Source organism: Paenibacillus sp. J22FR83 (assembly GCF_059691955.1).
Genome location: NZ_JCAUAM010000006.1, coordinates 210,100 through 230,534 on the forward strand (window position 1 = coordinate 210,100; position 20,435 = coordinate 230,534).

Genomic DNA, 20,435 nt, shown 5'->3' on the forward strand with positions numbered 1-20,435 from the left:
CTTCCTCTCTTCTTCTAATAGGTTTATTATCAGCTAAGAAAAAAAGCGGAAGAACGAAATTAGCAGGAGATTTCATACTGCTCTTACTTCGGTTCTTCCGCTTTACATATACGCTATTGCGCCATTACGACTTATTTTTTCTTGCTGTTATACCAATCCGTTGCATATTTAATAACTTGCTCACCACCTTGTGCTCTCCATTGTTTGACGAATGTATCAAAGTAATCCAGCGGTTGTTTGCCAAGTATGATCTGAGCAGCCGCCTCTTGAAACAATGTACCGTTCCAATCCAATTCAGGCCTTGGAGGGGCATCAGAAGGAGGCATACCCGCCAAAATATTCTTAATTCCTTCCGATGCTGCCACTTTATAAACAGCATCCAGTTGTTTGGCAGCTTCCTCGCTGCCTAATTGAATGTTCGTAAATTCTTTGTTAAATCCGATTAAATTGAAGGACGCTGAACGCCAAAGCACTGTTTTGTCATCTGTATCCTTTTGTTTATCATAAGTAATTTGGCCACCATCCTTCTTGTACGTTAAGTTAGGTACACCAAAATTAACAAATTCCTGCCCTTCCTGACTAGCGAGCCAATCGAGCATTTTCACGACCGCAGCTGGGTTCTTTGCTGCTTTGGTGACCATAAACGATTTATTGGAAGCCCGTATCGATGATCCGGCACTTTCTACCCCCGGAGCTTTCGGTGCTGGAATCGCAATAACCTTCGCTCCTATACCTGGAAGAGATTTGTTTAATTTCTCTTGCCAATCCCAACCAAGTGCTGGTGCGTGTACCCAAGCTCCGACGAGATTATTTTGAATCTTTTGTTCCCAGACATTGCGTTTGTTTGTCAGAAATTCGCTGTCAACTAACTTCTCCTCAGATAACGTCCGTAGAAATCCGATCGACTTTTTCATATTCGGGCTTATAATTCCTGGTACTACTTCGCCATTAACTAAGACAGGCGAATAATAATCGGAACCAAACATACTAACCACATTGTCAATCCAATCCAATTTTTCACGACCGGAGAATGGGAGCTCATCTTGCTTACCATTCCCATTCGGATCCTTATCACGGAATGCCCGCAACATCGTTAATAATTCATCTGGCGTTTTGGGTATGGTGGTAATGCCAACCTTATCCATCCAGTCTTTACGGACATAGAGAATACGATTCTCAAGTGCATTTCCTAGCTGTCCTTCTGGAACCGCCATGATTTTCCCGTCAATCGTGACTTCGTCCCAAGCCGCTTGCGGTATCGCTTTTTTCAGATTAGCTCCATACTGATTAATAAAATCGTTCAATGGAATAATTTGATCGTTTTTCAATAGTTCATAATTAACACCCCAAGATTGAACGACATCGGGGATATCACCGCTGGCAAATTTAATTCGGAGCTGCTCGGCAAACTGTCCATGTGGCAGGAAAATCCAATCCAGATCGGTATTCGTTTTTTGAGCCAAGTATTTAATAGTAGGATCATCCATCGACTTACCACCTGGAACAGGTTGATTACCGTCACTTGCGAATACGCGAATTTTGACCGGTGCTGCGGGTGTGGCAGGCGCTTGTGAAGCGCTTGTTTGCGTACTTGTTTGACTCGGCGTTGCGCTGGAACTGCTGCTCTCCTTACCTGTAGAACAGGCAGACAAGAGCACAATAGCAGACATCGTTAGACCAAGCGTGCTGCCCCATTTCTTTTGGAAGCTCATTTTTTTATCCTCCCTAGGTTTTCTTAAATTATCTATTAAGGCGATTGCCTGAATATTCAGTTACTCTTTGACAGAACCGAGCAATGCTCCTTTAACAAAATGTTTCTGTAAAAATGGATAAATCAGTACAACGGGCACGGTGGCTAGTACAATCGTGGCCATTTGGAGGGCGACTGGCGAGAGCTTGAGGCCGCCTTCTGCAGCCGCACCTGCTGTCGAGTCCGAATCACCATTGGCAATCAGCGAGTATAGGTACATTTGCAGCGTTTGTTTGTTGCGGTCGTTAATAAACAAGAGCGGCCCAAAATAATTATTCCAATGGCCCACTGCATAAAATAACAGAAGCGTCATGACAATCGGCATGGATAAGGGTACGACGATACGCCATACCATGCCGTATTCGCTCATGCCATCCACACGTGCTGCATCAAATAAATCATCGGGTACCGTACGGAAAAACGTTATACATAGAATCATATTGAAGGCACTAATGGCACCCGGCAGAATTAAAGCCCATATGGAATTTAACAGGTACAAATTTTTCACAAGCAAATAGGATGGTATGATCGGCGCGCTAAAAATCATTGTAAAAATGATTAACAGCATAAAGTACTTTCTTCCCTTTAAATCCATCTTGGATAACGGATAAGCTGTAATCATCGTAAGTACCATATTGACCGTGGTACCGATCACTACGATTTGGACTGTCATCCAACCTGCCTTCCAGAAGGTGCTATTATTCGCGACTAGCTTGAAATTATCAAAGGTCGCTTCTACCGGCCATAAGAAGACCCTATTGTGAATAAGAGCGTTCGAAGAACTGAACGAACCTGCGATAACGTAAAGGATCGGGAGCATGGCTGCAACTGTTATCAGAATGAGAAAACTGACGTTAGAGACATCAAAAACCTTTTCACCGAATGATTTTCTAATTTTCATATGGGACCACCTAGAATAACCCTTCCCCAGAAACTTTTTTACTGACTCGATTTGCCGTGATTAATAGCGCGAAACCGATGACTGATTTGAACAGCCCTATCGCGGTTGTAACGCTGTACTGGCCCCCTAAGATCCCTTGCCGATAGGCATACGTATCCAACACATCACCCACCTTAAGCGTAGTTGGGTTTAAGAATAAGTACACTTGCTCGAAGCCAACATCCAGCACGTGGCCAATTTTGAGCAGAAGTAAAATAACAATAGCAGGAAGAAGTCCAGGAAATGTGACGTGCACGAATTGTTTCCATCGTCCTGCCCCATCAATTTTCGCCGCCTCATAATAGGAAGGACTTATCCCCGCCAAGGCTGCCAAGAAGATGATGGTACTCCACCCCATCTCCTTCCAAATGCCAGAACTAATTAGCAAAGTACGGAAGTATTCCGGCATTTGCAAGAAGCTGATTGGCTCATATCCGAGCCATGCCAACACCAAGTTAACGAAACCTGTCTGGCTGGAGAACATCATATAGACTAAGCCGTATACAATCGTCCAGGATAGAAAGTGAGGCAAGTAAAGCAACGTTTGAACCATGCGCTTCAGCGCGAAATGTCTCAGTTCATTCAACAAACAAGCGAGTATAATTGGAGCAGGAAACGCAAAGATAATTTGATAAAAACTTAAAATAATCGTATTAGCGATTAATCGCTTAAATTGTGGATACGTCACTAGCTGCTCGAACCATTGCAATCCAACCCAATCACTCTTAAGGAATCCTTTATAAATATTGTAATCTTGGAATGCAATGACACTTCCCAGCAAGGGAATATATTTAAAAATTACAAAATACAAAATTCCCGGCAGCAGCATCAAGTATAACGGATGATTTCTCTTCAAGTATCGGGAAAGTGATGACTTAACGACAACAGTAGGCGGCGCATCTGACACTCTTGCAAGTAGTGCCTCATGCTTGGGTAACAAATTATTATTCAATCCAGTCCATTCCTTTCTCTATCTGTCTGAATTAATTATAAGGTACGATAAACTTGCCTCATACAGGATAAGCGTTCGTTTATACCTGATGATATTCGGGAGATTGGACAGAAACATCAACGTCTACTCCGTCTCTCTTGGTGGGTAGCGTTCCTCCAGAATTATAGCTATTGGGCTTGGTCTTGGGTTGAGAGCTGTCAAAAATGCAATAGAGCAGTTTTGACAGTTGATTTCACTTGCTTTTTTGGAAATTGATGCAAAAAGGCATCAATTTAGTGTGATTAGATGATATTTACTTGAAATTCGAAAGAAAGGTTGCCTTTTTGCACGCTTTTGCTATTTTGGCGTATAAATAGGGTGAAAAGGTTGCCTTTTTGCATTTCTCAGAGAATATCTCCCTATAAACCTGCGACCAATCCTGCATCGATTGGGTGGGGGCGGGGCTCTGCAATGGGCTGGGGCTTTAGGCTTCGGCTTTGAGCTTCGGCCTGGGCTGCTACTTTGGGTGTGCTTCACTTTCCTTGCAAAAAAAACACACCTTCCGGTGTGTTCGTCGCTCATTCCATGCGTTTTTTATATTCCAATGGACTTAGGCCAAAATGTTTTTTAAATATCTTTGTGAAGTAATCGACATCTTCATAACCAACGCGATTTGCAATCTCATAAACCTTTAAGGGTGAATTCAGCAATAAATCCCGGGACTGCGTCATCCGTTCCGCAACGATATAAGCCCACACCGTCATGTTCGTCTCTTGTTTGAACAAGGTGCACATATACGTTTTGTTATGCATAACGATGTCTGCCAAATCCTGCAAATTGATTTTCTCCCCATAATGGATTTGAATATACTGTTTCATCGTGTCGACAACCCTGATTGACTGATGATCACGGATACCACGCATCGCAGACATTAGGCTATTCGACCCTTCCTCCAGTCTCCTAACTGCGCATAAGCGAAAATAACTACGAATGCCGCCAACGCTCAGCACATTATCCACGAGCCCCAAATCCTTCCCCTCATCCAACTCCAGTCGAAGTTTATCTTTCCCTATCTCTTCGATGACCGTTTGCAGCCATAGATTGGACATGGCATTCAACAAATAATAACGTCCGGCCGCCCAGTCTTCTAGCAATTCAAGTGTTTCGACAATGAGCATCGGCATATGTTCGATTCGCTGCGTCTGGATGTGCGCCATCCAACGTTCCATCCAAGAACGATTCATCGGCAGTTTCCGCAATATGATTTGAGCAGCTTCGTGATTTCTTCCCTGTATAATCCGATCAGTCGCCGAACTCAAAGACTCGTGAATGGCTTGCGGATGGATCGGTTTCAAAATATAATCCAGCGCATAAAGCTTCATACTACGTTGCGCATATTGAAAATCGTCATAACTGGAAACGACCATGCACTTCATCCATGGGTAAAGCCGATTGATCTGTTCAATTAATTCCAGTCCATCCATGGCAGGCATTCGGATATCTGTGATGCACAAATCCGCATAATAATTCTCAAGCCATTCCAATGCTTTGACGCCATTTGAAGCCGTTCCCGCAACGACGGTTGTGTCGTTATGCGCCGATACAAATTTGGACAGACTGTTGCAGATTAACATGGAATCATCCACAATAAGCACGCGAATCATCGTATAGCCCCCCTCCTAGGATCGATGCGGAAATCGAAGAATAATGCGCGTCCCGCCTTCTGGCAATATTCGTTCTACGAATACACCCGTTTCTGGTTCCTTATAAAATGTTTTTAAGCGATAGTGGACATTCAGTACGCCAATCCGGGAGAAACGCATGTAATCTGGCTCCGTCTGTCCCATGCTCAACGCCTGCTGAATCATGTTAAGCTTCTCATCGGTAAGCCCGATCCCGTTATCTTCAATGACGATTTGGACGTATCGATCCATCCAACGCATCGTCGAAATCTTAATTAACAGGTGATCACCTGTCACTTCATAAGCATGTTTCACACTATTTTCAACAAATGGTTGAATGATTGCTTTCAGACATTGTGCGTCCTCTATGGAACTGTCTTGCTCAAAACGTAACGAAATATGTTCACCATACAAGATGCGAATGATGAAAAAGTAATTTTTCAAATGGTCGATCTCATCTTTGACAGTAACTGTTGTTTGCTGATAATTGGATGTGTACCGCAGCATATCTGACAAGGCGATTGTCGTCTGTTGTATATCGGGTTGTTCGGCCAAGTGAGCCATAGAATTGATTGATTCCAGTGCGTTATATAAGAAATGAGAATTAATTTGTGATTGAAGGGCAGATAATACAGCATGCTGTTGGACAAGACGGGTCTCGGCAAGTTGATGTATGGCGTTTTCTATCCGATCCAGCAAGACGTTATATGCCGAAGCAAGCTCAGCTACTTCATCGGTTCCGGTCACCTGGGCACGGATATCGAATTGATCTAATTTTGTCATTTTGATCGTTCTGCGCAGCTGTTTAAGTCTTCGAGTTATGGAATGAGACGTTAAATAGGCAAAAATAGAAGCAATCAAGAGTCCCGCAATTGTAAGCGTTATCGTCAAATGGCGAATGTTGGATATGCTTTTAGCTAAATCTCCGTAAGGTACGATAACAATAACTTTCCAGTCTGTACCTGTGATGGTTTGATACACAATCATCTGCTTCGATTCAGCCCTGTAGTAGGAGCCCGCGAGGTTGGCGTTGATATTTGTAAAAATATCGGGGTCCAGCTTCGTATTTATTCGCTCAGGATCGGGATAAGATACAATCGTTCCCGCTTGATCGACGATCATGCCAAGCCCGTGCTCGCCCAGTTGGATTTCATTTAATATGTCTTGTGTAGCCAGCAAGGAAATATCAATGGCCAAGTAACCGTTCTGTTCGGCAAACCGAAATTTTTGTGCATACGTTAAAATAGGGATGCTCTTCGACCTTCCCGCTTTATCTGTGTAATGGTCGTCCATCCCATAATGATGTGAGAACTTCCCTGTCAGATCCATATTCGTTAGCCACGCTTCATTCTTCATCGAATAATAGGGTGCTAGAATCGATTCCCACATGTATTCATTGCGGTATGTGCTCTCATTTCCATTCTCGTTATACAGCTTGATGGATAAGGTTTCTGGATGATAGGTGGTAAAGGGGGCAATCCATGTTTTCTCGATCTTTTGGTAGCTGTCGAAGAGGCCGTATTGATCATTGGGACCTGTTTTCAACCAATCCTGGAACTCTCTGCTTCCGCTAATTGTGCGAAAAAACTGTTCATTATCCCTGATATATCGGCTTAAGTTCAGGTTCGCTTGCTTCAGAATCTGGTTACTGAAACGCACCACATCGTTATTGATTGCCTCCGAGCTTTTAATAAAGCTGAATGTGCTGACCCCAGTTACCGTAATAAAAATAGTGGCAAAGATAATGAGAATAAGCTTCCATTCCAATGAACTCCGGATCGCTTGAATCATGCCCATCCCCTCCTCAGACAGACGTCTGCGTTATCAGACACCCTTATCGAGAATTAATGTTACCAAATATTCCCGATAATCACCAGCATTTCATGACTAGCTCACACGAAAAAGCATACGTTCAGAAGTAGTACTTTTATCCTATAAATAACAAGAAAAATTCACGTAATTAGGATTACACACGGCCAATATCATGGTATAATCATATTCAATTCGACAAATTTCGACTTATTGTCAATTCCTTTATACGACATTGCCTCATCATAGTTAACAGAATAGGAGAACACATCGTTGAAAGACTTGGGAGCGCAGTGAAGGACACGAAGATAGCCGAAGTTACGGCTCTTGGCAAGAGCCATCTTACACCCAGCCACACTATTCATGGACCTACGATAGGCATGTTGGTGGGATGGTCACTCTCCCCCCTTTTTCTAGAGGCATGCCAGCATGTTGCATCTTCCTATGGCGCGCGTTTTTTTTACTTTTATCCCAAACAAGTAGACTTTGAGAAGAAACAAATCATGGGTTCCTATTGGCGAGACGGGAAATGGTTGAAAGCGTTATTTCCTTTTCCAGACGTCATTTATGATCGGATGAGACGTAAGAATACGGCTAATGCCGAGTTCTATGAAGCCTTGTCTGCCATTCCGATTACGCACCAACTTCGTTTCGGCGTACTTAACAAAATAAGAGTTTACCAGATGATAGAGTCCGCCCCAGATCTCTGTTCAGCCCTTATCCCTTTCCAACTCTTGCAAGATCTCGATAAAGCTCAAGCTTTTATTGATCTTCATCCTAGTTTTATCTTAAAACCTCTCCGAGGTTCGAACGGTGAAAATATCATTACGGTGAATCGTGTGGAAGAGCATTACGAGGTGTTCGATCAACATGTTGTACATCGCATGAATCGCGTTGAATTGGAACAACTGCTTACGATTCTTCAACCGAAGGACTACTTCGTCCAACAACTCGTTGAAAGTACAACCAAAGAAGGTTACCCGTTCCATATTCGTGTGCACCTAATGAAAGATGGCGTCGGACAATGGAAAATTGTATTCATTCTCCCCTCCTTATCACTAACACCGTATAGAAAAATTACGAATCACGAAAAAACATTCCGCACCATCACGAAGTGGGAATGGTTCCTTAACAAACAGTTTGGTGACAAGGCTGGCCAAATTGTAGATCGTAAAATGAAAGAGTTTGCTTTCAAAATGTCGAATTTTCTGGAGAGTAAGTTAGGTGCAGGCTTTCATGAGATTGGACTTGATTTAGGTATTGATCAACATGGAGCTATCCAACTATTTGAAGCTAATCTAAACAATGTAGGTATGAACTTCCATGAATTCGAAGCGGCAAAACATGGGATTTCATATGCTTTGTCATTATCTTCCGGTAATTAACTTTTTAATAATATCACTCATGTAACTTTAGGAGGCAGGACAATGGTAATCAGTAACGACGACAATGAACTTCAAGCGTCCAAAGACAAAAGATCCAGTTTGAAAAAGTACAGCAAGGTGGCACGCGCTTCGATGATGGCTATCACAATGGGGATGAGCTTGAACCCCGCGTACTCAACTGCAGCGAGTGTAGACAACCCTTCAAGCAAAGTGGATCAACAGATCTCTGTTGCCGCACCGGTTCAATATACAGGAAACTCATTAGATTATTTTAAAAATGTGTTTCTGCCTAAATCAAGCTTCCATGCACTTGGTGGTGGTGAGACTGCGCCAACAGCAACCGATGTGACTATTAATGGCAATCCTATGGTAGGTCATGAACTAACGGGAACTTATACATATGCGGATGCTGAAAATGATGGGGAGAGCGGAACATCCTTTCAGTGGTACCGCTCGAATGACCCGTCTCAACTTGGCGATCCGATTCCCAGTGGTGGGAACGGAATTACTTACACACTTACTATCGATGATGTTGGCAAATATATTACTTTCGTGGTAACACCACGAACTACGGTTACGCCCAAGGAAGGCTTAGAAACGAAGAGCGGGCCGACAGCTGCTATTGCCGCAGCACCAGCACCAGAACCGGAACCTTCTGATACGGATACGCAAGTAGACCAAACACCAAAACCAGAAGAATCACTCATCGAGGTCGTTGCTCTTCAGCAGAATGTTGAAACACAGGCTTCTGCCAAATTGACGCTAACCAAAGATCAGGATGGCATATCGTTAGCGAATTTCCACTTCCTGAAAGAAGGGGTCGTTCAATCCTCGCAAGCAGCGAATAAGAAGGAAACCATCGCTGTGCGTGCCAAAACGTTGATGAAAGCAAAGACCGTGTACGCAGACATCAATGGCGATGTCATTTCAACATTAATTACCAATCAGCAAAGATTGGCTGTACAGACCGGGGACGTGGCGACTGAATTCCCAACCGTTTCTATTCCTATTGCCGATATGGCTAAACAAAGCGGTGTAACCGCCGATAAGCTGAAAATCGAAATAAAAATCGAAAAACAGCCTGAGGCAGTTAAAGATAATGGAAATAAATGGGCAGTATCGCACAACGCAACCGTGATCGGTGAACCTTACAAATTCACTGTAGAAGTGAATGACGGAAACGTCTCCAAACCTATCATTCAATACGGGAACCGGTACGCTTATCAAACCGTTCCAATTCCTGAAGGAGTTACCAACCTGAATTCCTTAGGAGCCATTATGCTGCTTGACGGAAAATATGTTACGGTGCCGGTTCGTATTGTCGATGCTACACATGCATTAATTCATACGCCGACCAATACGACAGTCATGTTGATCCAGCGCAATACGAATTTCCCAGATGTAACCTCCCATTGGGGGAAAGACGATATTCATCTGATGGCCGATAAGGGCAATGTCGTAGGAGATGCACAAGGCAAATATAGCCCAGACAAGATGCTTACACGCGCTGAATTTGCAGATTTACTTGTGAAATCTCTGGGGCTAGGCCACCAGCAGAATGCAACGAAGGGTCCACAATTCAGCGATCTTCCAAGCGATCCAGCTATTCAGGAATCCATCCGAATAGCTGCTGCAGACGGATTGTTTAATGGTATATCGGAAGGCATATTTGATCCGAACGCGATCGTGACACGTGAACAGATGATTACAGTGCTCATGCGTTTCTACAAGGAATTCGAATTAGACACCCGTATAAGTGTCACACCGCCAACTTTCAGCGATGAGAACCAACTCTCCGATTGGGCAGAAGATGACGTGTACGCGGCGAATAAGGCCGGCATTATTGACGGCTATGAAGATGATACCGTTCGTCCGTTGCGGACAGGAACACGTGCAGAGGCAACAGCTTTGATGCGTCGTTTCTTACAGAAGACTAACCTAACCAACTAAGCGTAACAGCCCAAAGAACCTCCAAGATCTTGCCGATGTCGGCATGATTTTGGAGGTTCTTTGCAAGGAATTAAGTCTATTGACGAGCAGCTCTTCGATATTTGAAATTAAGCAAGGATAGGGCATATGGAATAACGCGGCGAGCGATGTCATACGGGTGAACGGCTCCTGCTGGTCCGTCGAATTCTCCTCCAAGCAGACGAGCTTCTCCGTTCTGATCAATAGCAAAATCCAAGATCAACTCATGAATACGATTGCGGTTGGCTAGCCCCAGTTGTTCAGCCATCGTACGGGCAATATCTTGTATTTTTCCTTCCAATTCAATACCTAACTCCTCGCTGAACTCCCGGTCAACCAACCATTCCCAGTCTACTGGGAACGGAAGCGAATCACTGGGGTTAGATGAAACTAATGCAAGATGAGGAGCAATCTGAATCGTTTCCCAAGTACCGCCAGGCTGTTTGAACATATAGACCCGAATATGCAGCGAATGACCGTCATGTGTCCTACTATCCACTTGTTGGATGAGAATGTAGCTCGCTTCACTGAACAAGTCCAAGAACGAGAGAAATTCCGCTTCTTCGAAGGAATGTAAGTACGCACCATCTCTAACCACATAATGAGTGGGAAAACGTTGAATCATAATGATATCTTCCAATTCTTGTGCATTATCGGACTTCATCATAACGAAGTGGTGTCGATCCACAAAGTCCTTGGCTTCCTCGCGAGTCTCAGGACGTATCGAAGCAGGCAAGTGTTTCGCCAGTAGAGGATGTCTAGACGCAATAGCGAAAAATAGCGCAGAAGGAACAAACCCTTTGGGTTCTCTAGCGGTTAACAGCATGTTCGATTTGGATCGATACAGCTCGTGAGAAGCATCCACATCCTCTTGCTCCATCACGTTATATACAACATCGGGAAAAGCGAAATTTCTAGCGACCCACTCCGTCCCTTCTCGCCAAAATCCGGATATCGATCCCGCTCTGAAACGAACATCTTCCAGCAAGAAGTACACCAGTTGAACATGATGGGCTTGCGCAACTAGCGCATACGCCTCCAGATCCTGTAGCGATGGGGCTGTCCTGAATAACAAACCGAACGTAGTAAAGGAAAAGTTGTTAGATGGCGTCAACAGCTGATCTTGCAGGGCATTCTCAGCTATGTATTTCACATAGGCTACGGCTTCTACAGCTCGCTCTTGTTCATGATACAATGTGCCTGGACATGTGTTAGCTTCATAGAACCAGATGCGCCGCTGCGAATCAATCGCAAGGTCAATACCCAACTCATTCAATGGATAAGCGTAGTGGGAATCAATGAATTCAGCGAGTTCCAAACCGAGCTTCGTCAGCACGGGAGGAAAGAACTCATGATCATCAGGAAATACACGCTGTAAGAAGCTTTGTAATTCTTCTGTGCGACCACTAATGCTCACATTGCTCGTAATTGTATCTTTCGCGCCGATGCGAGGATAAATAATGGTAACTTGCCAATTTCCTTCACCATTACGTTGAACAAGGACACGGAAATCGAAGGGCTCCCCTTCTGGCGTCAGACACACGATATAGGGCTGAATCATAAAATCTTTACTCAAATTCAGCACATAGTCTTGCATCTCTTCGCGATTCATCCAAATCCAGTCCGCTCCCTGCTGCAAACCATATTGGCTATCCTTATAAATCAATGCTTGGACACCTACGCCGCGACTGCCTTGCACGGGTTTAATGACCAGTTTGGCGTGCGACTCCAACAACTCATCAATCTGATCCACACGGCTAAGGATGGCTGTCGGAACGATATATGGTGCTAAGGAAGGGAAAGATGAGACCATCTTCGTAATCTCCCATTTATCATCAATTAAAAACGCGGTAAACGGAACGATTTTCCTGAAAATCAATTCTTTATCCGAACGCCTGCGCGGCCCCCATGGTCTCACATTCATAACGGCTTGCGGAAATGGGTACGTGCCTTGCACCCAGCGCTCCCCATCATAAACCGTGCCGTCAATTGTTTTTAGATCCAGATTAATGCCTAATTCATTGAAGAATACCAATTCAACCCCTTGTTTGACGGACTCCGCGACAATGGCCTGTACACGCTTCTCCGTCATTACCGCAAAAGGATCATTCGGATGAAATACACCAAGCAGCACTACAATTTCCACCTTTCAACTATGGTCCCTCTTGGCATATCAACACTCTGTAATCATCAAATTAAGCGCTAGATACTGCAGCCCGGTCAAATAATCTTGTCTCCAATGGCTCATCACCAGCATGGGAATATGTTCCTGAGCTATATAGTGTGAGCTTCTTTCTGCGATACTAGCCAAGAGCGATTCATCTACCTCATCGTCACGAAAAACAACTGTCCTAGGGTTGATAATCGCAGCCATTGTGGCTATCAACCGGGCGATCGCATCAACCTGGTTGTCGCGCTTGTTTTCTTCGGCATGTAGTGCTTGAAAGAATGATTTCTGATCGTACAAGGGTACGAAGGATATCTCGCCTGAGAAAGATGTACTGCCGCGCACGACATCACCATTAATCATAATACCTGAGCCCAGCCCATTCTCACCAATATAAAGGTAAACCAGTGATTCATTCTCGATTTCAAAATTCGACGCATATCCAAGAACAGATGCATTCATATCATTTTCGACGACGACAGGTAATTGGAATCGTGCTTCAATTTCTCCTTTTAAATCATAGTTAAGGAAATGTGGATAGGATGGGATAAAGATAATATTCCCGTTGTTGACGGCGCCTGGAACTCCAATCGCAATCGAACGGAGCTTCGGATACTTTTCAATCAGTGATTCAATAAGCTCCTCCAGTAGTTGGGTATCGTGTTGTAGTACGCTCGACGTTGACCCCTGCTCTTTCAATTCCCCAATGCAATTAAATATAGAATAATTCGTCTCATTTTTTTCAAGAAAGATAGCTAATCCCAGCATATATTCCGGATCGTACGTATACCGTTTCGCTCTTCTGCCTCCACTGGAATCATCATTTCCTGTAAAACGGATTTCTCCTTCGCTCTCCATCTGAGCTATAAACTTACTGATCGTGGGAAAACTTATTCCTAATCGTTGACTTAACTCCGCTTTCGTGGCGCTCCCCATCATGATAAGTCCTGCGCGGATGCGGTGAATCAACTGTTCGTTGGATGCCTGGTATAGATTCGTAATGTCATTCACAGCCTTTCATTTTAAAAGCGCGATAGACTTATTAAAACGATTTAATAAGTTGAGTCTATCTTAGCAGATGTTACAGGTGAGGGCAATCCAACTACTGCAGGGGTTTCTCATAAATCTGAAATTCTCTTATGACCTCCTGTAAAAAGGCTGTAGACACAGACTCAATACGGTGGATATCTCCAGATATGAAAAGCAACGAACTCATCGCCTCCGAGTCGAGCCACCAGATCGTGCTTGTCCACAACCTTTAAACAACACTACACTGCAGCAGCAACCCGTATTTTTTGCGCTGCGCATCATTTTTCGCTCTCAGCCTTGCCTATGCCAGCAATAGTTAAAGTTATGATTGCAGCGAGAACGTTTTCAAGTTTTTTCCGATTTCTTAAGTGAATACCTAGGGCCAAATATCAATAACCATTCTACCTACTAGGACTTTAGTCCTCCTAAAATAATGCTAATACGCGAGATTCTAAACCGCTTACTAACGGCAGAAAGAGTGTCCCCCAACATGGGGAGACACTCTTTCTATTGAATCTTTTCTCGCCAGAAGGAAATGTGACTCTATTTCCCTGATTATTTCCCTGCTTGCTTCTGCTGTTGAACTAAGAGGTCGTAAACATCTTTAATGGAGACAGCATTCGTTTTATTTTGCTTATACCAGTTGTTGTAGAATTCGTCTACCTTGTCTCCACCTGCCTTCTTCCACGTATCCTGAATGTTCGTAATCACACTGTCCGCAGAATAGTTGCCTGTCACAACGGATTTCTTCAACTCATCGTCAAAGTTCACACTGGAGACAATTGTATTCAGCTCAGAAGGCAAGGATGGCAAGCTTAGGTCGATTACGGAGCCCGGCATTGGGTTGCTTGGGTTCAGGTAGATTTTCCGAGCTGCTTCAACGACCTTCTTATAATCCGTCTGCGTCGCGTTGCTAGCATCGAGCAGATCTAGTACCGGATCGCATTTCATCATCGATTCTTCGCTCACGAGAATAGAGTAATCGGCATTCCAACTGCGTTCTGCCGTATTCTTGGCAGCATCAGTAGGAACTGGGCAACCATTCGCATTCGGCTTATAGTGTTCACCTTCCGTTCCCCAACGAAGCGTCTTCACCGTTTTCTCTGCGTTCAAGAAGTCGATGTATTGAATAACCGCTTTCGGATCTTTCGCTTTCGCATTGACAACACCAGCCATCGCAAACGGCGTATTAATTGCTGGGCTGAATTGGCCGTTCGGTGTGCTTGGCAGCGCAATCGGGATCACTTGTGCATTCGGGTCATTCTTTCTCAGCGATTCAAATACCGCCTGTGCCTCGCTGCGCTGCGTCATATAAAATCCGAGCTTGCCGTTAATAAAATCGCGTTTCGCTTTATCCCCGTTCTGGTCGGTCAAGAAATCCTTATCGACGAGGCCCAAATCGAACATTTGCTTCTTAAAGGCTGTTGCTGCTTGCATGTTTTTCCATGAAACGGAGAACGCATTGTTCTGATCCTGATATTTCGTGTTATACGGTACCCCGAACATATAGTCAGCAGCTGCCCAGTTCAAATACCCGCCAAGCGCCATGCCGTACGTATCTTTCTTGCCGTTTCCGTCTGGATCTTGATCGACGAAGGCCTTAGCTACTTTCAACATGTCCTCTGATGTCTTCGGCACTTCCAGATTCAATTTCTTTAACCAATCCGTCCGCACCCACAGCATCCAGTTAATGTCACCTTGGCGTACAGCACCGATATCGTACAATTTTCCGTCCGCTCGGGTACCGAGCTTTTTCAATATCGGATATTTCTCCAACTGCTGCTTATAGACCGTGCTGTATTTATCAATCATATCGTTTAACGGCATTAATTGTTTACTTTCATACCAAGTGGAACGGTCCGGTGCGTTATAATCCACGATAATATCCGGCGCGCTTCCCGAAGCGAACAGCACGTTTAATTTATCGATCGTTTTGTCGCGAGGAACCGGTACGATTGTAAGATCGACAGGGCCATTTTTGTTCATATAGTCAACCCAACGATTCTTCTCAAAGTTGCCTTCTTCCGCAGGAATTTTCGCTCGATCATAGACGGTAATCGATACTTTTCCCTTTGCCGCTGGCGCAGCAGCACTCGGGGAAATTGTTCCTGTCGTTGTCGTTGCCGTTTTCTCCTCTTTCGAACAGCCTGTCAGCACCATCCCAATTGCCGCTGTTGTGACCAAACCTGCGTATACCCATGTCTTTTTGTTTTTCATACGAACCCTCCTGTGAAATATAGTTTACTTTTACCCTTTTATCGAACCGACCATAATCCCCTTAACAAAATACTTTTGCAAGAACGGATACAGAATCAGCATAGGGACAATCATAATGAAAATACTAGAAGCTCGAATCGCTTCTGGCGTAACCATTTGCACCTGATCGGGTTGCACCTGGTCCATTTGGCGTGAGAAACTGTTCACTACCATCTCTTGAACCATAACGGCCATGTTCTTCTTATCGCTGGAGTTGATATAGAGCATGACATTCAAGAAAGAATTCCAATGTCCAACGGCATAAAATAAGGTAAGGGCCGCCAGTACAGGCATCGACAATGGCAAGATGATCTGAAGAAGGAGTCTAGCTTCGCTTGCTCCATCGATTCTCGCTGCTTCTTCAATTTCATCGGGAAGCGTTTCGAAAAACGTTTTTAACACCAGCATATTGTACACACTGATCAGCGAGGGCAGCCAAAGTGCCCAGTAAGTGTTCACGAGCCCTAGATTTTTGACCAACAAATAGTTGGGAATTAACCCGGCATTGAACAACATCGTAAACAGGATCAGCATGGTATAGAATCGCCGGCCTTTGAATGCTTTCTTAGCTAGCGGATAAGCGGCCAGAATGGTAAAGCCCATATTTAAACAAGTACCGAAGACCGTAATCACAATGCTGTTCCAGAACGCCTTGCCAATGTTGGACCCTTCTATCACAAGTCGGTAATTATCCCAATTAAACCCGACTGGCCACACCCCCACTTTGCCTGAAACGACCGCTTGCTCTGAACTTAAGGACACTGCCAACAAATAGATTAATGGGAGTATGCAGATAAAACCGATGAGGCCCATAACCGCATAATTGACGGAGTAGAAGATCCGTTCCCCAGAAGACTGTTTCATGCGATCTCCCCCTTCACCATAATCCGTGATTAAACTTGCGTGCAATCGTATTTGCCGTTAAGACCAAGATCAGTCCTACGAGTGATTGGAAAAAGCCAAGAGCTGTCGTCAAACTGTACTTTGCCTGACCTAAGCCGATCGCGTAACTCCACGTGCTGATGACATTCGCAATATCCCTTACGCTCGCATTGCCAAGTACATAAATGGCGTCAAACCCAACATCCATCACATGCTCCAGGGATAAGATCATCATCAGAACAATGACTGGCATAATGCCTGGCAGCGTAATGTGCCAAATCTGTTTCCACTTATTCGCACCGTCTAGCGAAGCCGATTCATACAAACTTGTGTCAATGTTGCTTAAGGCTGCCAAATAAATAATGGAACCGTATCCCGCTTCCTTCCAGACATGAGAACCTAGGAATACAGCCAACCATGAACCTTCATTGTATAAGAAAGCGTATCTATGCCCCGTGAAACGTTCCAATAGATGATTCACAGCCCCATGTTCTTGGGCCATCAGCAGTACAACAAATGAACCAACGATAACCCAATTGAGAAAATGAGGTAAATACAAGAAGGTTTGTATCGTCCGTTTGAATAACTGCCCTTTCATTTCATTCAGTAGAATGGCAATGATGATGGGGAAAGGGAATCCCACGACCACGGTCAGCAAGCTGATCATAAGCGTATTACGAACGACTTTCAGCATATCTGGATTTCTAAATAGCAGTTGAAAGTTATCCAAGCCTACCCAACGACTGTGCATAATGCCATCGTGCAAGTTGTAATCTTTGAAAGCGAGTACGAGCCCGCCCATCGGCACGTATTTGAAAAGTACAAAGTAGACCAATGCCGGTAAAAATAAAAAGAATAACCAGCGATCTTGACGCCTGCTCTTCTTCACTATTACTTTCTGCGTGGCAGACGACTGCAATCCTGTTATCGCCTGTTTCAAGTTGTCCATCCAATCCTCCCCTTGTTCACATTCTGTGTGTTGCGTGTTGTACCCTTATTAAAACGGCTACACACAGCCTTAGACAAGAGCTCATTTTCATGCTTTACGCACGTTATTCTTGTTCGAAAAGGTGAGGCGGATTTATGCTTATAACCTAGAAAATTGTATACCGAAAAAAAGGCCCAAACAGCGCTCCACTCCTACGGAACGCTATTTGAACCTTATTCTCGCAGTTAACTGCCCTTCTACTCTCTACTCGTCTTTCCCTGACTTGCGGTAATCGCCTGGGGTGATCTGTTCAATCTTCTTAAACATCCGGATGAAAGATAATGTGTTGTCGTAGCCAACCTGATTGGCAATCTCTTGAATCGAATCATTGGAGACATTCAAGAGAACTTTGGCTTGCTCGATCCGCAAACCTGCCAGATACTCCGTAAACTTAATGCCGATCTCATCTTTAAATAGCTGACTGACATACTTCGTGCTGAGATTAAAATGTTCACTCAAGAGATTGAGCGATAAATTAGAATCCCCATAATTGGCGTCAATATACGCCTTAATGCGTGGTGCCGTAGAATGAACGTTGCGTCGCTCACGCAACTCTTTCAGTTGATCATCGGTTCGCTCAAGCCAATTATAATAACGACTCATCGTCACTTCGACCGTCTCCAACTGCCCGATCTCTGCCTGCAGCTGAGGGAAAGCCGTTTCTTCCCAGTATCCTCGGTATTCAGGAAGCATTTCCTGAAATGCCGCATTCCATTGATAGTTCATATAATCCATGATCATCCGTAATTCTTGACGAGACATGGGATCCTGCTTCATCGATTCTGCCAAACGACGGAATAGCGGCTTCCATTCTGTATTCCCTTGCTTAAATTGACCGGCAGTGACTCGGATTTCATGATAGTGACTATAAGCCGCTTGGCTGTTCACTTTCACTTCACTAGCGGAAATAACCTGATCTGCGCCCAGCACGATTTTATAATCAAGTGCATGCATCGCTTCTTCATAGGATAACGAAACTTCACTCACATCCGTCACATCGCTGCCAATTCCTACGGAAACTGTAAATTTCAAATGATTGCGGATCCATGCGTTGAGTTCCCCAGCAATATGAGCCGCAGCTTGGCTTCGATCTTGCGAATCCTGCGTATTCGGCAACACCTGTATCGCCGCTCCTAGACGCGTCGCATCCATCCACGCCATCCAAATTCGGCAACCGTGCTTGTCTGCGATTTCTTGCAGCGCATTTTGCACAACGAACTTGAGTAAAATTTGATCACGATAATCATATAACTTCGTAAACTCCGCATACCCATCAATGCCAATGGCCATAACATGCCAATAATCATACGTGTCAGGACTTTCGAGTAGACTAGCTTCCAACCGCCAATCCTCATCGGAAAACATCCGATTTCCGGTCAGCAAATCATGAATGAAACGCTGGCGACGATATGCCATCCCTTGCGCTTGTTGTTGTTGATACTCATTCGACTGCTCAATGAGACTCGTAATTGCCTTATCCAAGAACTGCAACTCGTCCTGCCCCTCGGAATCTTGGAATAACTTGCTTTTGGAAGAGGAGGAACTCTCCAATTTGTCCATAATGGCCTTCAGCGGCTTGTAATTGCGCTTAGTCACCAACACAATCCACGCAATACCGATCAGAATCGCCAGCAGAATGATCACTAGCCATAACATCGGGATCGTGGCGAACAATGTAAACGTACCCCCGTCGTGCAGCCCGCTCTCAATCTGCCAACCCGAATAGCTCGAGACCAACGTTGTCAACGTTGTTGAGTGCTGAATCTCGCTTTCCTTGACAACCTGGTTCCCCGCTTGGTCGATAATATCGACATAACTGAATTTGGAAGCAGACATATCTCGGACCAAATTAGCGATTGCCTTCACATTGATGTTCACAACGACGAACCCTTTCTCGCCTGTCAGCAGCGGAACACCTCTGACGAGAGAAACAACCGAATTCACAGGTGCATCATCGGATTGCTTAAATGAACGGACCGGAACCCAGCCCGGAGGGATGCCGTCTTGCAACAACTTGCGAATAAACGGATACTCCGATGAATCGCTTGCTTGCATGAGAGAATCCTTCATTAACACAGACTGATCGGTTGCCCTATATAAGTAGAGAGAGTCAATTTCCGGGATAAGTGACGTTAGCTCTCCTATTTTTTTAGAAGGAATGAACTGCGAGTTATATCGATCTTCTGGTGTATTATAGAAAAATAAGTGAGCGCTTTCATCATTATTGAATGCATTAACTACGAGCTGCTCAACCTTCTTCAATGTAAAATCAACCGTGCTCACGACTTGTTCCGTATATACGCGATTAGCTTGCTTGGCTTGGTTCGACGAGATCGTATTCACCATATAGAAGAATACGAAAGACAGAACGAATGTCACCAATATCAATACGGGTATATAGGAAAGCAGCAAGCGATTAAACCATTTTTTCCTCATCATTATGATCCCCTATGTCTGTATTGTCATGGATAATACTCTACACAAAAAGGGAATATTCGTCTAGTTTCCATAGAACTATTAGCATATCCCCCACCTTCGGGTACCGTATAGACTTAACTATCGTTAATGCATCGGAAAGATGCAATATGCTTTTTTCCTGAATGGTATCAAATTTCCATGTGATGAACATAAATGCATAAAACCAGCAA

13 protein-coding genes are annotated in these 20,435 nt (G+C 44.3%); 2 read left to right on the forward strand and 11 right to left on the reverse strand.

Annotation, left to right across the window (positions count from 1 at the left end):
- Positions 1-131: 131 nt before the first annotated feature.
- From AC58PV_RS13075 to AC58PV_RS13095, 5 genes are all read right to left on the reverse strand, one after another.
- Entirely contained in the window at positions 132-1,712 is a 1,581-nt protein-coding gene (locus tag AC58PV_RS13075) for an extracellular solute-binding protein (RefSeq protein ID WP_497432670.1), read from the reverse strand.
- 60 nt (positions 1,713-1,772) lie between these two features.
- Positions 1,773-2,651 carry a carbohydrate ABC transporter permease gene (locus tag AC58PV_RS13080; RefSeq protein ID WP_497432671.1) on the reverse strand — a complete coding sequence of 293 codons (879 nt, stop codon included), beginning with the start codon at positions 2,649-2,651 and terminating at the stop codon, positions 1,773-1,775.
- Positions 2,652-2,661: 10 nt separating this feature from the next.
- Complete coding sequence (locus tag AC58PV_RS13085) at positions 2,662-3,642, reverse strand: ABC transporter permease (RefSeq protein WP_497432672.1); 981 nt, start codon at positions 3,640-3,642, stop codon at positions 2,662-2,664.
- A gap of 557 nt (positions 3,643-4,199) precedes the next feature.
- Entirely contained in the window at positions 4,200-5,285 is a 1,086-nt protein-coding gene (locus tag AC58PV_RS13090) for a response regulator (RefSeq protein WP_497432673.1), read from the reverse strand.
- Between the two features lie 15 nt (positions 5,286-5,300).
- Positions 5,301-7,094 carry a cache domain-containing sensor histidine kinase gene (locus AC58PV_RS13095; protein ID WP_497432674.1) on the reverse strand — a complete coding sequence of 598 codons (1,794 nt, stop codon included), beginning with the start codon at positions 7,092-7,094 and terminating at the stop codon, positions 5,301-5,303.
- Positions 7,095-7,615: 521 nt separating this feature from the next.
- On the opposite strand from AC58PV_RS13095, the gene AC58PV_RS13100 reads away from it, so the two are divergent.
- Positions 7,616-8,497: a YheC/YheD family protein gene (locus tag AC58PV_RS13100; protein WP_497432675.1), complete on the forward strand. Its 882-nt coding sequence runs from the start codon at positions 7,616-7,618 to the stop codon at positions 8,495-8,497.
- A gap of 42 nt (positions 8,498-8,539) precedes the next feature.
- Positions 8,540-10,447, forward strand: coding sequence for an S-layer homology domain-containing protein (locus AC58PV_RS13105; protein ID WP_497432676.1), 1,908 nt, complete (start codon positions 8,540-8,542; stop codon positions 10,445-10,447).
- A gap of 76 nt (positions 10,448-10,523) precedes the next feature.
- Here the strand turns inward: AC58PV_RS13105 and AC58PV_RS13110 are convergent, their stop codons facing one another.
- The 6 genes from AC58PV_RS13110 to AC58PV_RS13135 all read right to left on the reverse strand — a co-directional run bounded on the left by AC58PV_RS13110 (position 10,524) and on the right by AC58PV_RS13135 (position 20,226).
- Positions 10,524-12,599: a YheC/YheD family protein gene (locus AC58PV_RS13110; protein ID WP_497432677.1), complete on the reverse strand. Its 2,076-nt coding sequence runs from the start codon at positions 12,597-12,599 to the stop codon at positions 10,524-10,526.
- Between the two features lie 39 nt (positions 12,600-12,638).
- Positions 12,639-13,643: an ROK family transcriptional regulator gene (locus tag AC58PV_RS13115; RefSeq protein ID WP_497432678.1), complete on the reverse strand. Its 1,005-nt coding sequence runs from the start codon at positions 13,641-13,643 to the stop codon at positions 12,639-12,641.
- Positions 13,644-14,216: 573 nt separating this feature from the next.
- On the reverse strand, positions 14,217-15,878 hold the full coding sequence (locus tag AC58PV_RS13120) for a type 2 periplasmic-binding domain-containing protein (RefSeq protein WP_497432679.1): 1,662 nt from the start codon (positions 15,876-15,878) through the stop codon (positions 14,217-14,219).
- Between the two features lie 30 nt (positions 15,879-15,908).
- The gene (locus AC58PV_RS13125; RefSeq protein WP_497432680.1) at positions 15,909-16,781 is read right to left on the reverse strand and encodes a carbohydrate ABC transporter permease; all 873 of its coding nucleotides are present in this window, start codon (positions 16,779-16,781) and stop codon (positions 15,909-15,911) included.
- A gap of 13 nt (positions 16,782-16,794) precedes the next feature.
- Positions 16,795-17,748: an ABC transporter permease gene (locus AC58PV_RS13130; RefSeq protein WP_497432681.1), complete on the reverse strand. Its 954-nt coding sequence runs from the start codon at positions 17,746-17,748 to the stop codon at positions 16,795-16,797.
- 243 nt (positions 17,749-17,991) lie between these two features.
- On the reverse strand, positions 17,992-20,226 hold the full coding sequence (locus tag AC58PV_RS13135; protein WP_497432682.1) for a helix-turn-helix domain-containing protein: 2,235 nt from the start codon (positions 20,224-20,226) through the stop codon (positions 17,992-17,994).
- Between the last annotated feature and the right edge of the window lie 209 nt (positions 20,227-20,435).